The following is a 19,685-nucleotide window of genomic DNA, read 5'->3' as shown; positions in this document are numbered from 1 at the left end:
TACCCCGATGGCGATCGCACCCTCACCGCGCCGACGAGGTGTCCCTGCACGTCGGAGCCGGCGAGCTGCTGGCCGTCGTCGGTCCTTCGGGGTCCGGCAAGTCGAGCCTGCTGGCCGTCGCCGCGACCCTGCTGCGCCCCGACTCCGGCAGCGTGGTCGTCGACGGCGTCGACACCGGCGGGCTGTCCGCGGCGCAGCGCGCCCGGTTGCGGCTGGAGAAGATCGGCATCGTCTTCCAGCAGCCCAATCTGCTCGGCTCGCTGACGGCCGCCGAGCAGCTCCAGGCCACCCAGCACATGCGTGGCCGATCCGTTCGGCGGCAGCGCCGCGCCGCCGCCGAACTGCTTGCCACCGTCGGCCTCGACGGCAAGCAGCACCGCCGCCCGCACCAGCTTTCCGGTGGTGAGCGCCAGCGGGTCAACATCGCCCGCGCGCTCACCGGCGAGCCCGCGGTGCTGCTGGTCGACGAGCCCACCGCCGCGCTCGACCACGACCGTGGGCGCCAGATCGTCGAGCTGCTGGCCGAGGTCACCCGCCAGCACCAGGTCGCCACCGTCATGGTCACCCACGACACCGAGTACCTCGACCACGTCGACGAGGTGGCCCTGATGCGCGATGGGCGCCTGACCCGCTCAGTAGTGGGTGCCCATCGCTGAGCGCACCTCGGCCAGGGTCGTCTCGGCGATGGCGTTGGCCCGCTCGTTGCCTTCGCGCAGGATCCGGCGCAGATAGCCGCGATCCTGTGCGAAGGCGGCGCGGCGTTCCCGCATCGGTGCCAGGTGCTCGTTGACCGCCTCGGTGACGGTGCGCTTCAACGCCGCCGCGCCCCCTGAGCCGATTTTCTCAGCGACCTCGTGCGGATCCCGGTCGGTGCACAACGCCGCCAGCAGCACGAGGCTGGAAACCTCCGGGCGGGACTGCGGGTCGTAGGTGATGTGGCGCTGCGCATCGGTCTTCGCGCCCCGGATCAGCCGCGCGGTCTCGTCGGCCGTGGCCGCCAGCGTAATCGCGTTGCCGCGGCTCTTACTCATCTTGGTGCCGTCGGTGCCCAGCAGCAGCGGGGCCGGCGACAGCAGGGCATCCGGCTCGGGCAGCAGCCGCCCGTAGCGGTCGTTGAAGCGGCGCGCGATCGTGCGGGTCAATTCCAGGTGCGGCAGCTGGTCCTGACCCACCGGCACCAGATTGGCCTTGCAGAACAGGATGTCGGCGGACTGGTGCGCCGGGTAGGTGAACATCAGGCCGCTGACCGCCGACTGCCGCGAATGGTTGATCTCGTCCTTGACCGTGGGGTTGCGGCTCAGCTCCGCCACCGACACCAGGCTCAGGAACGGCAGCAGCAGCTGGTTGAGCGCCGCGACCGCGCTGTGGGTGAAGATCGTGGCGCGCTGCGGGTCGATCCCGGCCGCCAGGTAGTCCAGCACCAGGTTCTGCACGTGCTCGTCGAGGCGTTCTGCGACATCGCGGTCTGTGAGCACCTGGTAGTCGGCGACGATCACCAGCAGCTCCACGCCCAGGCGCTGCAACCGGACCCGGTTGTGCAGGGTGCCGAAGTAGTGGCCCAGGTGCAGCAGCCCGGTCGGACGATCCCCGGTGAGGACCCGGAAATCGTTCGGGCGCAACGAGATCAGCTCCTCCAGCTCGACGCTGCGGCGCGCGGCGGTGGACGTCTCGATCACGGTGGTCATGAATGGTTCTCCTCATCCGGTGACGGGTGTCCGGCCGACGCCCTGGACGTGTGGAGAACACGAAGAAGGGCCGTCCATCCGAACGGCCCGAGGTGTGCGCAAGTCGAGCGGCCGCTCCTAACCGGAGCGCCACCACGCGAGGCACGAACTGCGAATCACGCCGCCATCCTAACCCGACCCGCAGCGTGGTGCGCAGCTGCGGCGGCGTGACGGTGTGGTCAGGGCAGCTCAAGCGTCATCTTGGTCCCGGTGATGGTGAACCCCAGCCGCTCGTACAGCTGTTGCGCGGGATTGCCGACCGTGACGGCCAACCCCACCTCGTTCCAGCCCCGCTCGCTCAACCACGCTATGGCGCGCCACAGCAGCAGTCCGCCCAGCCCGGCGAACTCGGCGGCCGGGCGGCGGAACACATCACCGACCCACGCAACGCCGTCGCGGTCGTTGACCACCAGACCCGCCACGACCCGGTCCTCGGCATCGACGACCAGAGCGCTGCACGCCAGCAGCGGCCCCAGCACCCGGCCGGTCAGCAGCGGCTGCAGCAACTCCGTCAGCACCTGCTGATCGCTGCCGGAAACCCGGTCCGGATGGTCCGGCGGGAACGCCTCCCGCCACACGCCGAGCAGCTCCGACGCCGGGCGATCACAAGCCACCACCCGCAGCGGCTGCGCCGGGACCAACTGCGCCCACTCCCGTGGCGGTGGATCGGACCGCAGATCGCGCCGCATCGCGTGCGCATGCCGCTTCAGCCGCGCACCTGCCCGCCGCAGGGCCTCGCCATCGGCGGGAGCGGTCAGCACGCTCCATCCCGCCAACTCCGCGCGCAGCAGCTCCAGCGCGTCCGGCCCGTCGATGGCCAGCACCTCGATGGTGTGCGACGCACCGGTCACCGGCGCGTAGGACACCATCGAGGTCTCGTTCGACAGCACCGAAGCCGCACCGGCGGGGACCTCTTGCAGCATTCGACAAGGCCTACACCCGAGCACCCGATCCAGGCAAACGATTTAGCGCGCCCACTGTCATTTCGGCAAAGAGCCGAGGCCCGTTCCAGGTGGAACAAATGTGTTGACAGCCACCGCGGGCGTACCGCTAACATCATCGGCACTATGAAGAACTGACTTCGAGCCAGGCCCGCGTCCGAGGCTTCCGCGACCCCTTCCACCGGTCCGCGTTGAACCATGCCCGGCGGGCAACTGTCATCGAATCCCGGTCCGTGAAATTCAGTGTCCTTCGTCCTGCTCGCACGTGATCTCGTCAAGTCCTATGCGGACCGCCGCGTCCTCGACGGGGTGTCGCTGACCGCCTCGCCCGGCCAGCGCATCGGCCTGGTCGGTGAGAACGGCGTCGGCAAATCCACCCTGCTGCGGATCCTGGCCGGCGCCGAAGCCCCTGACCGCGGCGAACTCACCCGCCCCGACGACCTCGGGTTCCTGCACCAGGAACCACCTTTCACACCTGGAACCACCCTCGCCGACGCGCTCGACGAGGCCCTGGCCGAGCACCGCGCCGCGCAAGCCCGGCTCACCGAACTCGCCGACGCCCTCGGCGAACGGCCCGACGACCCCGAAATCCTTGCCGCCTACGGCGAAACCCTCGACTGGGCCCAGCAGCACGACACCTGGAACGCCGACCACCGCGCCGAAGTCGTCCTCGACGGACTCGGCCTGGCCCGCATCACCGGCGACCGCCGCGTCGGCAGCCTCTCCGGCGGTCAGCGCAGCCGTCTGGGCCTGGCCGTACTACTGCTGCGCCGACCACGCGCCCTGCTGCTGGACGAACCCACCAACCACCTCGACGAAACCGCCCTGAATTTCCTGCAACAACATCTCGCCGCGCTGCCCGGCACCGTCGTGCTCGCCAGCCACGACCGCGTGTTCCTCGACGCGGTCTGCACCGACATCCTCGACCTCGACCCCGCCGTGAACGGGCCCACCCGCTACGGAGGCGCCTTCACCGAATACCTTGCCGCCAAACGCGCCGAACGCGCCCGCTGGCAGCAGCGATACACCGACGAGCAGAACGAACTGGCCGCCCTGCGCCACGCAGTGGACGTCACCGCCCGCCAGGTCAGCCACCACGGCATGCGCCGCGACAACGCCAAGATGGCCTACGACTACTCCGGCGGCCGGGTCCAGAAGCAGATCTCCCGCCGGGTCCGCAACGCCCAGCAACGCCTCGACACTCTCACCGCCGAGCAAGTCCGCAAACCACCACTCCCGCTGCGCTTCTCCGCCGCCCTCACCGGCCACGACACCACCGCAGAAGTGGTGCTGCAGATCAGACAGGCCGGGGTGCGCGGCCGCGTGTGGATCGACGAACTCGACCTCAGCGGCACGGACCGGCTGCTGATCACTGGCGGCAACGGCGCGGGGAAATCCACCCTGCTGCACCTGGCCGCCGGCCGGCTGGCACCCGACACCGGCAGCGTGCAGCACCGCCAGGGCCTCCGCGTCGGCCTGCTCGAACAGGACGTCACCTTCGCAGACCCCCGCAGAAGCCCCCGGCAGATCTATGCCGCGGCCCACCGGCCGGACCTGCCCGACCTCGGCGAACTGGGCCTGCTGGCCCCGGCCGACCTAGGCTGCCCCGTCGGGGCGCTGTCGGTCGGCCAGCGCCGCCGACTGGCCCTGGCCCTGGTGCTCGGCGACCCACCACAGGTGTTGTTGCTGGACGAACCCACCAACCACCTGTCGCTGACCCTCGTCAGCGAACTCGAAGACGCCCTGCACACCGCTTGCGGCGCCATCGTCGTCGCCAGCCACGACCGCTGGCTGCGGCAGCGCTGGAACGGGCCCACCCTGAACCTGCACGACGGCCGCCGCAGCGCCTAAAGGGGAGCCACCGCCATGCCCGACACACCCGACCCCACCCGCGTGCACCCCAGCACCCGGCCAGAGCTGACCAACGTGGCCTTCCTGTCCACAGTGGTCAGATCCCCATTGATCGAGATCGGCGAGTATACCTACTACGACGACCCCGGCGGCGCCGCCGAATTCGAAACCCGCAACGTGCTCTACAACTACGGGCCCGCGAAGCTGCGCATCGGCCGGTTCTGCGCGCTGGCCACCGGGGCGCGGTTCATCATGCCCGCCGCCAACCACCCCATGATCGGCTGCTCCACCTACCCGTTCACCATGTTCGGCGGAGCCTGGACCGAGGCCACCCTCGACATCGCCGCCGACCTGCCTACCAAGGGCGACACCGTGATCGGCAACGACGTCTGGATCGGCCGCGACGCCACCATCATGCCCGGCGTGCACATCGGCGACGGCGCGATCATCGCCACCGGCGCCGTCGTCACCGGCGACATCCCCGCCTACGGCGTCGCCGGCGGCAACCCCGCCCGGGAGATCCACCGCCGCTTCTACGACGCCGACGTCGAACTGCTGCAACGCATCACCTGGTGGAACTGGCCCATCGAGACCATCACCGCGCACGTCCGCACCATCATGGCCGGCCAGCCCAAAGACCTCGCCGCACTGGCCCGCAGGGAAGGACTGCTCGATGCCTGAACTCCACGTCACCACCCCCGACGGGCTGCGGCTATGGACCGAATCCCGCGGCGACCCCGCAGACCCGCCGGTACTGCTGATCATGGGCGGCAACGCCAACGCACTGGGCTGGCCCGACGAGTTCGTCGACGCCCTCGCAGCCAACCACCTGCACGTCCTGCGCTACGACCACCGCGACACCGGCCGCTCCACCCACCTGGACATCACCGGCTACACGCTGGACGACCTCGCCCGCGACGCCGTGGCAGTCCTCGACGGGCACGGCATCGCGGGCGCCCACGTCGTGGGCCTGTCCATGGGCGGCACCCTCGGTCAACTGCTCGCCCTGGACCACCGCGACCGGCTGCGCACCCTGACCCTGCTGGCCACCGCCGCCCTCGACGTCGACTTCGCCGAAGCCCTGCGCCGCGCCGTCGAAGGCGAACCCACCGAGCTGCCCGCGCCCACCCCGCAGATCGTCACCGCCCTGGCCCACCGCAGCGACCCCGTACCCGACCGCGACACCGCGCTGCAGCGGCGATTGGCCGAATGGCGGCTGCTGGCCGGCGACGAAATCCCCTTCAACGAAGCGGAATTCCGTCGCTGGGAGAACGCCGCGATCGACCACGCCGGCAGCTACCAGCAGCCCAGCGCACACGCCTTCGCCACCCCCGTGCCCACCGAACGCGGCGCCGAACTGCGCCACGTCACCACCCCGACCCTGGTCATCCAGGGCCCGCAAGACCCCATCAACCCACCCCCGCACGGACGGCACCTCGCCGACCTCATCCCTGGCGCCCGCTGCGAGACCATCCCCGGGCTCGGCCACGCCCTGCCCGGCGCCCTGCACCAGACGCTCATCACCACCATCACCGATCACATCGGACGATTCGAGAGGACCACCGCGTGATCGACCCCCGCCTGCGCGACCGCGTCGCCGTGATCACCGGCGCCAACAGCCCGCTGGGCATCGGCGCCGGCATCGCCCGCGCCCTGGCCCGCCAGGGCGTCAAGGTCGTGCTCGCCTCACTTCCCGAAACGCCCCCGGCCGGCACCACCACCTGGGCCGACCGTACCTACAGCGCGGCCAAGGCCACTGGCACCGACCACGTGCGCGACGCCTTGCGCGCCGACGGCGCCGACGGCGCCGACGCCGAATCCCTGGCCGTCGACCTCGCCGACCCAGCCGCCGCACCGGCGATCTTCGACCACGCCGAAACCCACCTCGGGCCCGTGGAAGTTCTCGTCAACAACGCCGCGCACTGCGTGCCCGACACCTTCCGGCCCGACCCCGCACGCGGTGCCACCACCGACGTGGTCAGCAACCCGGCACCGACCCCGCACGCCACCAGCACCGGCACCACTTCGGCATACCCACCGTCCGGCGACGCCAGGCCCCAGAAACCCGATCCCGCCGCCGCGATCACCGCGCCACACAGCATCGGCACCCGAGGCCCGAACCGCGCCACCATCCACCCGGCCACCGGCGCCAGCAGCACCAGCGGAACCGACATCGGCAACAGCAGCAAACCCGTGTGCGCCGGCGAGTTCCCGCCGAGGTCCTGCAGGTACAGGGTGAGCACGAACAACGTGCCGTTCATGCCGAGATTCATCAGCAGCGCCACCGAGTTAGCCGCCAGGAACGGCCGGTTGCCCAGCAACGTGCGCGGTACCCGGCGCCCGGCGGCGCACAGCGCGATCACCGCCACCACCAGCGCTGCCAGCACCAGCACGTCCACTCCGGACTGGCCCGCCTCGTTCACCGCGAACACCACCGCGGTCAATCCGGTGACCGCGCTCGCCAGCACCCCGACGCGCACCCGTCCACGATCACCGGGCAGATCCGGCACCAGCATGCGAACCCCCACGACCGCGGCGAGCACCACCGGCACGTTCAGCGCGAACACCAGCCGCCAGCCACCCCACTCGACCAGCACACCACCGAGCAGCGGACCGGCCGGCAATGCCAGCGATGACACCGCAGACCACACACCCAACGCCCGGGCCCGCGCCGCGGAATCCGGATACACCCCGGCGATCACCGCCATGCTGCCCGGCAGCAGCAGCGCCGCCCCAGCGCCCTGCACCGCGCGGGAAGCGACCAGCACTCCAAGCCCCGGGGCCAGCGCACACCCCAGCGATGCCACATCGAAGAGCACCATGCCCGCCAGCACCACCCGGCGGTGCCCGAAACGATCGCCGAGCATGCCACCGACCAGCAACAACCCGGCGATGGCCAAGGCGTACCCGTCGACCACCCACTGCGCCCCGGCTATCCCCACAGCCAGCGAACCGCGGATGCTGGGCAGGGCCACGTTGACCACGGTGACATCCAGCAGCACCAGAAACATGCCCGCGCACATCACCACAAGCACCAGCGCGGGAGAACCAACACCTCGTCGCATCAAAACGCCCCGAGACTGCGCCCGCAACACTTCACGCCAGCCTGAAACGTCGCGGGCGCATCATGGAGCCATGGCAATCCAGGGAGACAGCGACATCGCCCCGGTGGCCGCGCTGTTCGCCGAACCCGGCCGCGCCAGGGTGCTGCAGGCGCTGGCCGACGGACGTGCACTACCCGCGTCGGTGCTGGCCGCGGAAGCCGGGCTGTCGGCCAGCGCCGCCAGCACCCACCTGGCCAAGCTCTGCGCCGGCGGCCTGATCGAGGCCGAGAGGTCCGGGCGGCACCGTTACTTCCGGCTCGTCGACGACCGGGTGGCCGCCGTGCTGGAAGCCCTCGCCGCCATCGCACCAACCGAACCAGTGCGCTCGCTGCGCCAGGGCACCCGCGCCGCCGCGGTGCGCGAAGCCCGCAGCTGCTACGACCACCTCGCCGGCCGGCTTGGCGTCGCGGTCACCGCGGCACTGCTGGACCGCGGAGCACTCGCCACCGAAGACGGCATCCCCAACACCCGCCGCCGCCCCGGCGATGGCCTGTCCGTGCAGCTCATCGACCACCCGTACCGGCTCGGTCCGCGCGCCGGAGCGGTCTTCGCCGCACTGGGCGTGGACCTGCAGGCCGTGCAGACCGGACCGTCGCGGCGGCCGCTGCTGCGGTTCTGCGTGGACTGGAGCGAGCAGCGCCACCATCTCGCCGGGCGGCTGGGCGCGGCGTTGCTGACCGCGCTGCTCGACACCGGCTGGCTGGTCCGCAGGCCTCAGCGGCGTGCGCTGAAACTCACCGAACACGGCGCCAACGGCCTGCAGGAGGTCCTCGGCGTCACGCCGGACGGGTCCGATCGGTCAGCAACCGCACCGCCAACCCGACCAGCACCGTGCCCATGAAGTAGCGCTGCACCCGCAGCCACACCGGCCGCCGCGCCAGCACACCCGCTACCGAACCGGCGGTCAGCACGATCAGCGCGTTGACCGACAACGCCACCACGATCTGCACCGCGCTCAACGTCAGGCTCTGCAACGCCACCCCGCCGCGAGCGGGGTCGATGAACTGCGGCAGCAACGACACGTAGAGAACCGCGATCTTCGGGTTGAGCAGGTTGGTCACCAAACCCATCGCGAACAACCGCCCCGGCCCGTAGTCGGGATTTGGTACCGGCGCGAACACCGACACCCCGCCCGGCCGCACCGCCTGCCACGCCAACCACAGCAGGTACGCCGCACCGGCGATCTGCAACACCATGTACAGCGCGGGCACCAGGGCGAACACTGTGGCGATGCCGGCGGTGGCGGCCGCGGCGTACACCAGGAACCCCACCGCCACCCCCAACAGCGACACCAGCCCGGCCCGCCGCCCCTGCGTCAGCGACCGAGACACCAGGTAGAACATGTTCGGTCCGGGCGTGAGCACCAGGCCCAGCGCCACCACCGCGATCCCCACCACTGCCGGAAACTCGACCACCACTCCGCCTTCTGCCGCAATCAGAACCTGTCGTGACCGCACGCTAAGCGCCCGCGGCGGCGGCGCAAACGGCCAATCCGGCAGCACTGGCCTCGTTCGAACTACCCGTCCAACTCGGCCACGTCGTCCCGCCCGAGCCGAACCGGCCGCTGACACGTTCTCCTCCAGATGCGTCATCGAACCGGTGCCGGGAATCGCCAGCGTCACCGGGGAAACGGCCAACAATCACGCCAACGACACCTGCGCGACGCTCGCGGAACGCCGCTGAGCAACGGCCCGGACCCTTGCATCGTCCACCGGCACGCTGCCGCCGCCGAGTGGGAAGAACGGCACGTAGGCGATCCCCAGCCGTTCGCAGCCGGCCAGCAGCCGTCGATCTTCGGGGTTCTGGACGTGGAAGTGGTTCTGCACCGCCGCGACCGGAGCGATCGAACGCGCCTCCTCGAGCTGCGCTGCGTCCACATTGCTCAGACCGAGGTGCCGGATCGGCCCAGCCTCGCGCAACTCCGTCAGCACCGCGAACCGCTTCGCCTCCGACGACCCGTCCGGGCCGACCCCACCGGGCCGCAGGTAGACCAGATCGAGACTCGGCACGCCCAGCCGCCGCAGATCCTCTTCGACCAAGCTCCGTAGCTCCGCCGGGCGTGCTTGGCCGCGGAACACCCCGTCGGCGTCGCGCAACGGTTCGGCCTTCGTCGCGATCACCAGGTCATCGCGGTACGGCGCCAGCGCCTCCCTGATCAGCTCGTGCGCACGGATGCCGCCGTGGCGGTAGAAACCTGCCGTGTCGATGTGGTTATTGATCCGGGTGGCAAATGTGTGATGTTAGGCGGCGTAGCGAACTTCGGGTTTGCCGAAGTAGGAGCGAACTCGGTCGGGCAGCTTCTGGAGCCGGTGGAGGAAGGAGCGGACCGCTTGTTTCAACTCGGCGCGGGTTTTGGGGGCTGTGCTGGTGGAAACGGTGCGTTTGAGGTCGGCATTGAGTAGCTCGTCGGGGTTGAGTTCGGGGCTGTATCCCGGCAGGAAGTGCATCGCGATCGCCTCAGCGTGCTTGGTGATCCATTGCTGGATAGTCTTGCGGCGGTGGACGGGGTGTCCGTCAACGATCAGGTGGACCTTGCGGTCCAGATGGCGGGTCAGCCGGTCCAGGAACGACAGGAACACCTTGCCGTTGAACGAGCCGGTGTAGACGGTGAAGTACAGCTCGCCTTTGTTCCCGATCGCGCACATCGCGTTCACGCTGAATCGTTTGCCCGTTTTGCCCACCGCCGGTGTCTGGCCCGCCGGTGCCCAGGTGCGGGCTACGGTGGCGTCGGAGCGGATCCCGGTCTGGTCCAGCCACAGGATCAGTGCGCCCTCGCGGCGGGCGCGGGCGGCGATGGCCAGGTAGTCCTCCTCCAGCCATCGGCGTACGGACTCGGGGTCCTGTTCGTAGGCCTTGCGGATCGGTTTCTGCGGCGACAATCCCCAGGAACGCAGGTAGTTGCCGACGGTGCGCAGGTTCAGCACGATGCCGTGGCGCACCCGGATCAGCTCGGCCACTGTCTTGCGGGTCCACACCAGGCCGGTCAGCCCGAACGTGGCCGGGGTGTGCTCGGCCACCGCATACCGCAGCTTGCGCTGCCGGCGGGCACTCAACGCTTTCTGCTCGCCGGGCTTGCGACCCCGGCGACGCCCGGTGAGACCCTTCGAGCCACGTTTCCGCCACGCCTGCACCCATCTGGACACCGACTGCGGGGCCACCGCGAACACCCGGGCCGCCTCGACCTGACTCATCCCACCATGAACAGCAGCGACCACCCTGCGCCGCAAATCCTCCTGCGCCTCAGGCGACAACCTCCGCGCGTCCCGCACACCAGCGATCATGCCAGAACAACGAAGATCACACCTATAAGTTCCCGATCAATAACACCCAGCTCCGCGGCGCGCCGCAGCATCGCCACCCCAGTAGAAGGATCGCGCGACGGACCCTCCAGCGAATTCGCCACCAGCCGCATCGCCCCGAAGCAGATCCGGCCAACCCGTACACCCGCCCCGGGCCTGCGGGTGCACAAGCTGTTCACCCAGGCTGCGCTCATCGGTCCGCAACAACGGTGGCACCTGCGGCAGATCGCGGACGCGGGCGCGCAGGTCCGCATCTGCGCCGCCCCGCTGCCGCACGAGACGATCATCATCGACCGCCGCGCGATGATCCTCGCCGGCACCACCAGCGCGGGTGAGCGCGAGTTCACCGCGACCACGGCGCCGACCCTCATCGACGGCGTGCACGCCCTCTTCGGCGCCACCTGGCACGCGGCCACCCCGCTGGCCGACTACCTGCGCCAGGACCTGCCGCGGATCGACTCGACCGGGCGCAGCATCCTGCATTCGCTCGGCGCGGGGCTCACCGATGAGGCCGCAGCCCGCCAAATCGGTGTCTCCCTGCGCACCTACCGGCGTCGCGTCGCCGAAATGATGACCGTGCTGGACGCAAGCTCCCGGTTCCAAGCCGGTGCCCGAGCCGGTGACCGGTGAACTCGGCCTGATCCGCTGAAAGACCGGCCCGGACGCGCTCAGGCCTCGTATTCGTCGTGGTAGCGCACCTGGGGGCCGGCGCCCAGGCCACCGGCCTGCCCGCCGGGGCGCCCGGCCGGTGGCGCGGCCTTCGGGCTGCTCACCGGAGACGCAGTAGTCGGTGCCGGCCTGCCGGTGCTCCTCGGCGGTGCGGTAGTTGTACTTCACCAGGCGCACCGACTCGTCCAGCGTCACGTGGAAGTCGTAGTTGAAGTCGGTGTCGGCAGCGGTCGGCGCATCGCTGTGCCGTATTCCGCGCGGAAGACCCGCTCGACCTCCGCTACGCCGAGGACCGGCACGTGTTCTCGCCCTCGTCTTCCTGCAACGGCCGCACCTCGATGGGGAGGGTGATCGCCTTCGCCAGCTTGCGGCCCCACTCCAGGGCGGCGTCCAGATCGGCCGCGCGGATGATGGTGAACCCGCCGAGGTGCTCCTTGCCTTCGGTGAAAGGACCATCGGTGGTGAGCACCTCTTCGCCCTTAGCGCGCAGCACGGTCGCCGTGGTCGGCGGGTGCAGGCCCGCGGCGAACACCCATGCCCCAGCGGCCTGCATCTCGGCGTTCACCGCCTGCACATCGCGCATGATCGGCTCCAGCACTTCCGGCGGCGGCGTGGGCCCGTCGGGCTGGTAGATGCTCAGCAGGTACTGCTTCATCGCGTTCTCCTCACACTCGCGAAACCGGCTACGCCCGGCTTCTCACCCACTACACGAACGGCCCCCGCCCGCATCGACACCACCGAAGAATTTTTCCGTGCCGCCGACCGCACCACCCGCCGAGATGAAAGTGCCGCTGATCACGTCGGCGGCCAGCAGGTGTGTCCTGCCTCTCCCGGGCGGGGCGCGGCTGAATCGGTCCGGCACGCCGTCCACTGTGATCCGTGGCGGGCCCGCAACGGCACCGTCGCGCTGGGGATAGCATCCGGCTAGGCAATCACCCGGCGAGCAGGAGAACGAAACCTCATGACCCAAGCTCCCGTCACCGTGACCGTTACCGGTGCGGCCGGTCAGATCGGCTACGCGTTGCTGTTCCGGATCGCATCCGGACAGCTCATCGGGCCCGACACCCCGATCAAGCTCCGCTTGCTGGAGATCCCGCAGGCGGTCAAGGCGGCCGAGGGCACCGCGATGGAGCTCAACGACTGCGCCTTCCCGCTGCTGCAGAGCATCGACATCACCGACGATGCCCGCACCGCATTCGACGGCACCAACGTCGCGCTGCTGGTAGGCGCCCGCCCGCGCACCAAGGGCATGGAGCGCGGCGACCTGCTGGAAGCCAACGGCGGCATCTTCAAACCGCAGGGCGAGGCGATCAACGCCGGTGCCGCCGACGACGTGCGCGTGCTGGTGGTCGGCAACCCGGCCAACACCAACGCGCTCATCGCGCAGGCCCACGCCCCGGACGTGCCCGCCGAGCGGTTCACCGCGATGACCCGCCTGGACCACAACCGGGCGCTGAGCCAGCTGGCGCAGAAGCTGGACGTGTCGGTCACCGACATCAAGAAGCTGACCATCTGGGGCAACCACTCCGCCACCCAGTACCCGGACCTGTTCCACACCGAGGTCGGCGGCAAGATCGCCGCAGAGCAGGTCGAGCAGGCCTGGCTGGCCGACGAGTTCATCCCCACCGTCGCCAAGCGCGGCGCGGCCATCATCGAGGCCCGCGGCGCGTCGTCGGCGGCTTCGGCTGCCAACGCCGCCATCGACCACGTGCACACCTGGGTCAACGGCACGCCCGAGGGCGACTGGACCTCGGCGGCCGTGGTCTCCGACGGCTCCTACGGGGTGCCCGAGGGCCTGATCTCGTCGTTCCCGGTCACCGCCCGCGACGGCAAGTTCGAGATCGTGCAGGGCCTGGAGATCGACGAGTTCTCCCGCGAGCGCATCGACGCCTCGGTCAACGAACTCGTCGAGGAGCGCGACGCCGTCCGCAAGCTCGGCCTGATCTGAGCCTCGGCAACAACTGCGGGTGGGGCCGTCCCGGCTGTCGGGGCGGCCCCACCCGCAGTTGTTGCCGGTAATCGGGTTGCCCGGATCGACTGTTGGGCAGCATCATCGGCGCATGGCGCACCCCGCGGAAGTGATCATCCTCGAATCGGCGGTGCTGCGTCGCTGGCGCGGCGACGACCTCACCGAGATGCACCAAGTGGTCACCGAGGCACTGCCGCAACTGCGGCCGTGGATGCCGTGGGCCGCCGGCGACTACCCGCTCGAGGCCGCCACCGAATTCCTCGACCTCTGCGACCGCAACTGGCGCAGCGGCGACGCCTATACCTACGCCATCACCGTCGACGGTGCGATCGCCGGCTGCATCGCCATGGAACGCCGCATCGACCCCGGCGGCCTGGAGATCGGATACTGGCTGCACCCCGGCCATACCGGCCGCGGACTGGCCACCACCAGCGCCGCCGCGTTGGTCGATGAGGCGTTCGCGCTGCCGGGCGTGGACCACGTGGAGATCTGGCATGACGCGGCCAACACCGCCAGCCAGGGTGTGCCGCAGCGCCTCGGTTTCACCTGCGTCGACCGCCGCAGCCCCACCCGCGACCCGAGAAGCTCCGTGGAGGACGGCATCGACGTCGTCTGGCGGCTGACCCGCCCAGCCCGGTGACGCCCGAGCTCACGACCAGCGCAGGCCGCATCCGAGGCCACGACGGCGCGGTCCGCGCCTTCCTCGGAAATCCCCTACGCCGCCACGCCATTCGGGCCGAACCGATTCCAGTCGCCCCGGCCACAGCGGCCTGGCGAGGAGTGCGCGACTGCTTCGACTCCGGGCCCATCGCACCTCAGGACACCGAACTGCCAGGCGCGCCAACGTGGTCCGGCGCCGACGACGTGCTCACCCTCAACGTCTGGACCCTATCCGATGCTCGCCGGCGGGGAACCACGGCGTTGAGCAACGGTGCCCGCTGTCAGTTCGGGCGGTCTCCCATCCGGGAGGCCTGCAGCAGCGAGATCGGGTTGCCGTCGAGATCGGTGAACGACGTCATCCGCCCCCACGGTGCCTCCTGCGGATTCCCGGCTGCCACACCCGCGGCGCGCAGCTCCGCGATGTCGCCGTCCAGGTCGTCGGTGTGGAACTGCAGGTGCACCGGTCCGCCGACACCGCGCCCGTCGATGCTGAAGTCCACCAGCACGACCCCGGTCTGCGCGCCGGGCGGGGCGACCATGACGAACTGGCCGTGCGGACCGGCGAAGTCCACCACCAGCTCGAAGCCGAGGACATCGACGTAGAACTTGCGGGCCTTGACGTGGTCTGCCACCGGCACCGACACGAACTGCAAGCGTGAGATGTGCATATCGACACCGTAAGCGGAAACCGCCCGCCTACAATTCGAACACCAAATGCGGCCGGGACCAGGTGATCTCGCCCTTGGGCGGCACCAACGCCACTCGCCGGGCCCTCACCGACCGGTAGAAGCCCTCCGGCGGCGGATGCTTGACCACGTGCAGCAGCCGCAAACCCCGCCGCGGCATCATCGACGAACATGAAGTCGAGCTCGCCCCCACCTTCGCCGCCGAGCCCCGGCACGATCACGGTGTAGAAGCCCAGCAGCTCGCGCCACGGTCGGCGAGTCCTACCAATCAGTTCAGTCCGTTGCCGTCACTTTCAACGCCTTCCGCGGTCAACGGGCCCCGGAATGGCGCTCGCGGAATTCATCTTCCAATTGTTCCAACGTACGGCCGCGGGTCTCGGGTACGAACAGTATCGTGAAAACGGTCGCGGCGGCGTTGATGAGCGCGAACGCCGCGAACGCCCATGTCGGCCCGGCCGAGCCCACGGCAAGGGGGAAAACGAAGGAGACCAGCGTATTGGCGGCCCAGAGCGCGAAAACGGCGACCCCCATTGCCAGCCCACGTATCGCCAACGGGAAAATTTCCGACAGCAGCAGCCATATCCCGATGCCCAGGAAGCACGTAGCGATCGCGACGAAGAGGACCATCGCGAGCAGGACCAGATAACTGCTTGCCGCCGAGTGCGGCAGCAGGAAGGATACGGCGAGAATGACGAGGGAAGCCGTGACGCCGGCGAAACCCGTAATGAGTAGCGGGCGCCTGCTCATGAATCCCAGCAGCCAGATTCCGAAAGCGGTCGATGACACCGAGGTGACACCCACGGCGATAATGGAGACCAGTGCGGCACCCGCTGTCAGCCCGGTGGATTCGAGAATCGTCGGCCCGTAGTACTCGACCGTGTTGATTCCGGTTGTCTGCCCGGCGGTGGCAAGGCCCACCCCGACCCACAGCATTCGCCGCATCCACGGTTGTTCCCGCAGCACGCGCAGCGAAGACGCACGGTATTCCGCGGCGCTTCGCCGGGCATGTCCGGCGATGATCCCGAACTCCTCCTCAGCAGTTGCTGGGTCCCGGGTCAGCAGGAGAACCCGCTTGCTGTCCTCGTACCGCCCCTTCATCGCGTACCAACGTGGCGTGTCGGGCAGCAGGAGCGTGCCGAGGAACAAGCCGACGGCTGGCAGGGCGCTGACCGCGAGCATCCAGCGCCACGCGGTTTCACCCGCGTACCAGTTACCCAGACCGGCGTTGAGGAGGTAAGTGGTCAGGATGCCTGTCACGATCATGAGTTCGTTGATGGTGACCATCCGGCCCCGACGATCGGCCGGTGCCATCTCGGACAGGTAGATCGGCACCGTGGCCGAGGCGGTTCCGACCGCCAGGCCGAGAACGAACCTGGCCACGATCACGAAACCCGCGTTCGGCGCCAACCCGCTGCTCACGGAACCGACGGCGAACAGGACAGCGCAGCTGAGCAACCCGCGGCGGCGGCCTACCAGGTCCGCCACCCGGCCACCGAGGAGTGCACCGAACATCGCACCGAACAACAGCGCACTGACGACGGCCGCCGTCGTGAACGTGTTGAGGTGGAGAGCCTCCTGCATGTACAAGAGGGCACCCGAGATGACGCCGGTGTCGTAGCCGAAGAGGAATCCGCCGAGCGTGACGATCGCGGTCACCTTGACGAGCATCCGTTCGCATGAACGGGAGGGCACGCTCGGTTCAGGCGACGGGTTGTCGAACAAGAGTACCGCCTGGCGACATTGGTTCCTCTCGATCGAGCGGCCAGGCCGACCACGAACAGCCGAGCGAACAAGGACGTGGCTGGATCGCCGCCGGATGTCGCTGGATGAGCGGACATACTACTGCGTGTAATCGACTCTACGGTGCTTCCCGGTGCTCTTCTACTTCGGCACTTCGCCTGCTCATGAGGACCAGGCTTAACTGGGCGTATCCTGCTGTCAGGATGTCAACACCATGCCAACTATGCCAGCCAGCCGGAACCTTCCGCATGAGGTGACGAGCTTCGTAGGGCGCCGCGAGGCCATGGCGGAGCTCAAGCAAAAACTGTCCTGCTCACGGATAGTGACCTTGACCGGCGCTGGTGGGGTCGGGAAATCCCGGCTGGCGACCCATGTGGCATGGACACTGCGCCGAGCGTTCCCGGACGGAGTGCATCTGGTCGAGCTGGGGAAGGTGCGAGACCCGTCGCTGGTCCCCCAGACGGTCGTGAACACCCTGGGAATCCAGGACCGCTCGATGCGCGACCCCAGCACCGTGCTGGTCGATTACCTGTCTGCGAGACGGGCCTTGCTAGTGCTGGACAACTGCGAGCACCTGCTGGATGCGTGCGCACATCTGACCGCCACACTGGCCAGCGCGGCGCCCGGATTGCGCGTGCTGGCGACCAGCCGTGAACCCTTGCGCGTCGCCGGAGAGCACGTCTGGCCAGTGCCAGCCCTGTCCGTACCGCCCCCGGAGTGGTCGGATCTGCCGCCTGGATCAGCGGCGAAGACGCCTGCCAAGCAATACGAGGCGTTGACGCTGTTCGAACAACGCGGTGCGGCCGTGTCGCCGGGTTTCAGGCTCGGACCGGACAACGAAGCGTATGTGGCCCGGCTGTGCCAGCAGCTCGACGGCGTCCCGCTGGCCATCGAACTCGCGGCCGCCTGCATGCGCATGCTCACGGTGGAGCAGATCCTGGAGCGATTGACGAAACGCTTCTCGCTTCTCACCGCCGGCGACCGGGCCGGGCAGATGAGGCACCACACGCTGCGTGCCGCCGTCGACTGGAGCTTCGAGTTGTGCACCGAACAGGAGCGCTTGCTCTGGGCCCGCGGCTCGGTGTTCGTAGGCGAATTCGACCTGGACGCCGTGGAGTACATCTGCGCCGACGAGATGTTCCCGCCCGAGGAGGTTTTCACCGCTCTCATGGGTCTGATCGCGAAATCGATCGTATCCCGGATCGTAGATGATCAAGATTACCATTACCGGATGCTGGAGACTATCCGGCAGTATGGGCACGAGCGGCTTGCCGAATCCGGCGATGAGGACAACTTGCGCTGCCGGCACCGCGATTACTATCTGCGGCTGGCCGAACAGTGCGACAGCGAGTGCTCCGGCTCGAACCAGGCACACTGGATCCGGCGGTTGCGTGCCGAACGTTTCAACATCTGGGTCGCGCTGGATTTCTGCGCCACGACTCCGGGTGAAGCGAGAACCGGCCTGCACATGGCTTCCGCGCTGTGTTTCATGTGGACCGCGGGCGGCTTCCTCCGGAGCGGGCGGCACTGGCTGGACCGCATGCTCAGCCTGAACACCGAACCCACGCACGAACGAATCCGGGCATTGTGGATCAACGGATGGCTCGCGCACCTGCAAGGGGACTATGCCTCCAGTGTCGCGTTGCTCGACGAAAGCCGCGAGCTGGCGCTTCTGTGCAATGACGACGTGGGGCTGACCTACGCGATCCAGTTCCTCGGCGATACCGAGAACTGGCACAACAACGCGGAACGCGCGCTGCCATTGCTGGAGGAGGCGCTGGAACGCCATCGTGCGTCGGGCCAATGGAACGCCATCGCGCTGCAGATCTTTCCGCTGCGGATTCACACCGCCCACCTGCTCGGCAAGACGGACTGTGCCACGGAGCTCCTACGCGAGTGTCAGGCCCTGTGTGCGCCACTGGGCGAGTGCTGGACGCTGTCGTGGACGGAGTGGAGTGCCGCCATCGCGCGGTGGGCAGCGGGCGATCTGGAGAAGGCGTCCGAGTATCTGCGCGAATCCCTGCGGAAGAAGGGTGAACTCAACGAGTGGTTGGGCATCGCCTGCTGCCTTTCGTTACTGGCGTGCGTCGCCGCGGCCGGTGGTGACGCACACCGGGCGGCAGTGCTCTTCGGCGCGTCGGACACGATGTGGGAACTAGCCGACCGCATGCTGTACGGAATCGAGAAGCTGCTCGACTGGGTCCGGCATAGCACACAACTGAGCCGCAAGGCCCTCGGCAAGAAGGCGTTTGAGGCCGCCTACCAGCAAGGCGAGCGGATGACACAGGAAGAGGTCATCGCCTATGCGCTGGGTGACAAGCGTCCGCATCAAGCCTCTACCGCCGCGGCGGCGCCCGCACCCCTGCTGACCAAACGGGAACTGGAGGTCGTGGCACTGATCGCCGCCGGGATGTCGAACAAGCAGATCGCGGCGAGTCTGGTCATCTCCCAACGTACTGCCGAAAGCCATGTCGAAAATATCCTTACCAAGATGGGGCTCACCTCACGCACCCAAATCGCGGCATGGCACAGCCAGCAAAAAGATAGTCCATGAGGTCCTGGCCTGCGGTAATAGGGGCGATGGCGGTGTCTCGACCGGACTGGCCGCCGGTGGTCGACGCGGGTTCCCCGATCTCGCCGACCACGGCCGCCGGATCGCCAGGCCGCTGTCCTTCGCCGATGCCGCCGACGCCCGCACGTGGTTGCGGCAGGTGTACCGGCGTGACCGCACTGCCGGCCAACCCGTAGCGATCTACCTGGGCGTGGAGAAAGACGCCCTCGTCGCCCAACTTGCCGCCTGATACGAAACTTCCTCGCGCGCACCGCGTGCTGGGATCACGCCGAACGAGTCGCCCTCACCGCCGAGCAAGTTCGCGAATACGATCTGGCGCCCCAGCCCGGAAAGGCCACCGACTCCCGCGCGTCACGGTTTGAGCACGGCCAGCTCGTCCAGGTGGAGGTCGACGTCCCCGAACCCGAGGACCTCCATCGCTTCTTCGACGCCGTCCTCGCCCGCTGGTGGAACCCCGCCTCCTACGACCT

At 68.8% G+C, this 19,685-nt stretch carries 18 protein-coding genes and 2 pseudogenes; 10 read left to right on the top strand and 10 right to left on the bottom strand.

From position 1 onward, the window contains the following. Nucleotides 1–38: 38 nt before the first annotated feature. Nucleotides 39–656: an ABC transporter ATP-binding protein gene (locus DL519_RS07430; RefSeq protein WP_317891354.1), complete on the top strand. Its 618-nt coding sequence runs from the start codon at nucleotides 39–41 to the stop codon at nucleotides 654–656. Here the strand turns inward: DL519_RS07430 and trpS are convergent. Together trpS and DL519_RS07420 are read right to left on the bottom strand one after the other, a co-directional pair. Further along, nucleotides 633–1,685, bottom strand: a complete 1,053-nt coding sequence (gene trpS / locus DL519_RS07425; RefSeq protein ID WP_190813446.1) for a tryptophan--tRNA ligase — start codon at nucleotides 1,683–1,685, stop codon at nucleotides 633–635. The genes DL519_RS07430 and trpS overlap by 24 nt on opposite strands. A 218-nt stretch (nucleotides 1,686–1,903) precedes the next feature. Next, nucleotides 1,904–2,647, bottom strand: a complete 744-nt coding sequence (locus DL519_RS07420; RefSeq protein ID WP_190813445.1) for a GNAT family N-acetyltransferase — start codon at nucleotides 2,645–2,647, stop codon at nucleotides 1,904–1,906. Nucleotides 2,648–2,908: 261 nt separating this feature from the next. On the opposite strand from DL519_RS07420, the gene DL519_RS07415 reads away from it, so the two are divergent. The 4 genes and pseudogenes from DL519_RS07415 to DL519_RS07400 all read left to right on the top strand — a co-directional run. Continuing rightward, a complete protein-coding gene (locus DL519_RS07415; RefSeq protein ID WP_190813444.1) occupies nucleotides 2,909–4,516 on the top strand; it encodes an ABC-F family ATP-binding cassette domain-containing protein in 1,608 nt (535 codons plus the stop codon). Between the two features lie 15 nt (nucleotides 4,517–4,531). Beyond that, the gene (locus DL519_RS07410) at nucleotides 4,532–5,197 is read left to right on the top strand and encodes a CatB-related O-acetyltransferase (protein WP_190813443.1); all 666 of its coding nucleotides are present in this window, start codon (nucleotides 4,532–4,534) and stop codon (nucleotides 5,195–5,197) included. Next, nucleotides 5,190–6,086 (top strand): alpha/beta fold hydrolase, encoded by an 897-nt coding sequence (locus DL519_RS07405; RefSeq protein ID WP_190813442.1) that lies wholly within the window; start codon nucleotides 5,190–5,192, stop codon nucleotides 6,084–6,086. The genes DL519_RS07410 and DL519_RS07405 overlap by 8 nt, the downstream gene beginning before the upstream one ends. After that, a pseudogene (locus DL519_RS07400) lies at nucleotides 6,083–6,379 on the top strand (SDR family NAD(P)-dependent oxidoreductase); the annotation flags it as partial. The gene DL519_RS07405 and the pseudogene DL519_RS07400, both read left to right, overlap by 4 nt. Before the next feature lie 164 nt (nucleotides 6,380–6,543). On the opposite strand, the pseudogene DL519_RS07395 reads toward DL519_RS07400, so the two are convergent. After that, nucleotides 6,544–7,527: pseudogene (locus DL519_RS07395) on the bottom strand (MFS transporter); the annotation flags it as partial. Nucleotides 7,528–7,651: 124 nt separating this feature from the next. Between DL519_RS07395 and DL519_RS07390 the strand changes: the two are divergent. Continuing rightward, complete coding sequence (locus DL519_RS07390) at nucleotides 7,652–8,461, top strand: ArsR/SmtB family transcription factor (protein WP_190823822.1); 810 nt, start codon at nucleotides 7,652–7,654, stop codon at nucleotides 8,459–8,461. Here the strand turns inward: DL519_RS07390 and DL519_RS07385 are convergent. From DL519_RS07385 to DL519_RS07375, 3 genes are all read right to left on the bottom strand, one after another. After that, nucleotides 8,397–9,035 carry a LysE family translocator gene (locus DL519_RS07385; RefSeq protein WP_190813441.1) on the bottom strand — a complete coding sequence of 213 codons (639 nt, stop codon included), beginning with the start codon at nucleotides 9,033–9,035 and terminating at the stop codon, nucleotides 8,397–8,399. The genes DL519_RS07390 and DL519_RS07385 overlap by 65 nt on opposite strands. A 225-nt stretch (nucleotides 9,036–9,260) precedes the next feature. After that, nucleotides 9,261–9,827 carry an aldo/keto reductase gene (locus tag DL519_RS07380; RefSeq protein ID WP_223840222.1) on the bottom strand — a complete coding sequence of 189 codons (567 nt, stop codon included), beginning with the start codon at nucleotides 9,825–9,827 and terminating at the stop codon, nucleotides 9,261–9,263. Nucleotides 9,828–9,860: 33 nt separating this feature from the next. Continuing rightward, nucleotides 9,861–10,901, bottom strand: coding sequence for an IS630 family transposase (locus DL519_RS07375; RefSeq protein ID WP_190813440.1), 1,041 nt, complete (start codon nucleotides 10,899–10,901; stop codon nucleotides 9,861–9,863). Between the two features lie 180 nt (nucleotides 10,902–11,081). On the opposite strand from DL519_RS07375, the gene DL519_RS07370 reads away from it, so the two are divergent. Next, nucleotides 11,082–11,549 (top strand): DUF6879 family protein, encoded by a 468-nt coding sequence (locus DL519_RS07370; RefSeq protein ID WP_190813439.1) that lies wholly within the window; start codon nucleotides 11,082–11,084, stop codon nucleotides 11,547–11,549. 319 nt (nucleotides 11,550–11,868) lie between these two features. On the opposite strand, the gene DL519_RS07365 is transcribed toward DL519_RS07370, so the two are convergent. After that, the gene (locus DL519_RS07365; protein WP_190813438.1) at nucleotides 11,869–12,243 is read right to left on the bottom strand and encodes a YciI family protein; all 375 of its coding nucleotides are present in this window, start codon (nucleotides 12,241–12,243) and stop codon (nucleotides 11,869–11,871) included. A gap of 306 nt (nucleotides 12,244–12,549) precedes the next feature. Here DL519_RS07365 and DL519_RS07360 point away from each other — a divergent pair, with 306 nt between their 5' ends. Further along, nucleotides 12,550–13,536 carry a malate dehydrogenase gene (locus DL519_RS07360; RefSeq protein ID WP_190813437.1) on the top strand — a complete coding sequence of 329 codons (987 nt, stop codon included), beginning with the start codon at nucleotides 12,550–12,552 and terminating at the stop codon, nucleotides 13,534–13,536. 112 nt (nucleotides 13,537–13,648) lie between these two features. Then, on the top strand, nucleotides 13,649–14,197 hold the full coding sequence (locus DL519_RS07355; protein ID WP_190813436.1) for a GNAT family N-acetyltransferase: 549 nt from the start codon (nucleotides 13,649–13,651) through the stop codon (nucleotides 14,195–14,197). Nucleotides 14,198–14,498: 301 nt separating this feature from the next. On the opposite strand, the gene DL519_RS07350 is transcribed toward DL519_RS07355, so the two are convergent. From DL519_RS07350 to DL519_RS07340, 3 genes are all read right to left on the bottom strand, one after another. Continuing rightward, entirely contained in the window at nucleotides 14,499–14,885 is a 387-nt protein-coding gene (locus tag DL519_RS07350; protein WP_190813435.1) for a VOC family protein, read from the bottom strand. A 28-nt stretch (nucleotides 14,886–14,913) separates the two neighbouring features. Next, nucleotides 14,914–15,066, bottom strand: a complete 153-nt coding sequence (locus DL519_RS07345; protein WP_190813434.1) for a hypothetical protein — start codon at nucleotides 15,064–15,066, stop codon at nucleotides 14,914–14,916. A 146-nt stretch (nucleotides 15,067–15,212) separates the two neighbouring features. Next, nucleotides 15,213–16,625, bottom strand: a complete 1,413-nt coding sequence (locus DL519_RS07340; RefSeq protein WP_223838533.1) for a sugar porter family MFS transporter — start codon at nucleotides 16,623–16,625, stop codon at nucleotides 15,213–15,215. A gap of 301 nt (nucleotides 16,626–16,926) precedes the next feature. Between DL519_RS07340 and DL519_RS07335 the strand changes: the two genes are divergently transcribed. After that, complete coding sequence (locus DL519_RS07335) at nucleotides 16,927–19,197, top strand: LuxR C-terminal-related transcriptional regulator (RefSeq protein WP_223838532.1); 2,271 nt, start codon at nucleotides 16,927–16,929, stop codon at nucleotides 19,195–19,197. Nucleotides 19,198–19,685: the final 488 nt, after the last annotated feature.

Source organism: Saccharopolyspora pogona (genome assembly GCF_014697215.1).
In the GTDB taxonomy this organism is placed as follows: domain Bacteria; phylum Actinomycetota; class Actinomycetes; order Mycobacteriales; family Pseudonocardiaceae; genus Saccharopolyspora; species Saccharopolyspora hattusasensis.
The sequence above is the reverse complement of the archived record's forward strand: the minus strand, read 5'-3'. Positions and strand labels throughout refer to the sequence as shown.

Excerpts from the sequence above, each read along its gene's own strand:
- DL519_RS07350 (WP_190813435.1), bottom strand. The coding sequence starts at position 14,885 with ATGCACATCTCACGCTTGCAGTTCGTGTCGGTGCCGGTGGCAGACCAC.
- DL519_RS07405 (WP_190813442.1), top strand. The coding sequence starts at position 5,190 with ATGCCTGAACTCCACGTCACCACCCCCGACGGGCTGCGGCTATGGACC.
- trpS (WP_190813446.1), bottom strand. The coding sequence starts at position 1,685 with ATGACCACCGTGATCGAGACGTCCACCGCCGCGCGCCGCAGCGTCGAG.
- DL519_RS07335 (WP_223838532.1), top strand. The coding sequence starts at position 16,927 with ATGGCGGAGCTCAAGCAAAAACTGTCCTGCTCACGGATAGTGACCTTG.
- DL519_RS07420 (WP_190813445.1), bottom strand. The coding sequence starts at position 2,647 with ATGCTGCAAGAGGTCCCCGCCGGTGCGGCTTCGGTGCTGTCGAACGAG.
- DL519_RS07360 (WP_190813437.1), top strand. The coding sequence starts at position 12,550 with ATGACCCAAGCTCCCGTCACCGTGACCGTTACCGGTGCGGCCGGTCAG.
- DL519_RS07410 (WP_190813443.1), top strand. The coding sequence starts at position 4,532 with ATGCCCGACACACCCGACCCCACCCGCGTGCACCCCAGCACCCGGCCA.
- DL519_RS07375 (WP_190813440.1), bottom strand. The coding sequence starts at position 10,901 with ATGATCGCTGGTGTGCGGGACGCGCGGAGGTTGTCGCCTGAGGCGCAG.
- DL519_RS07365 (WP_190813438.1), bottom strand. The coding sequence starts at position 12,243 with ATGAAGCAGTACCTGCTGAGCATCTACCAGCCCGACGGGCCCACGCCG.
- DL519_RS07355 (WP_190813436.1), top strand. The coding sequence starts at position 13,649 with ATGGCGCACCCCGCGGAAGTGATCATCCTCGAATCGGCGGTGCTGCGT.
- DL519_RS07345 (WP_190813434.1), bottom strand. The coding sequence starts at position 15,066 with ATGATGCCGCGGCGGGGTTTGCGGCTGCTGCACGTGGTCAAGCATCCG.
- DL519_RS07390 (WP_190823822.1), top strand. The coding sequence starts at position 7,652 with ATGGCAATCCAGGGAGACAGCGACATCGCCCCGGTGGCCGCGCTGTTC.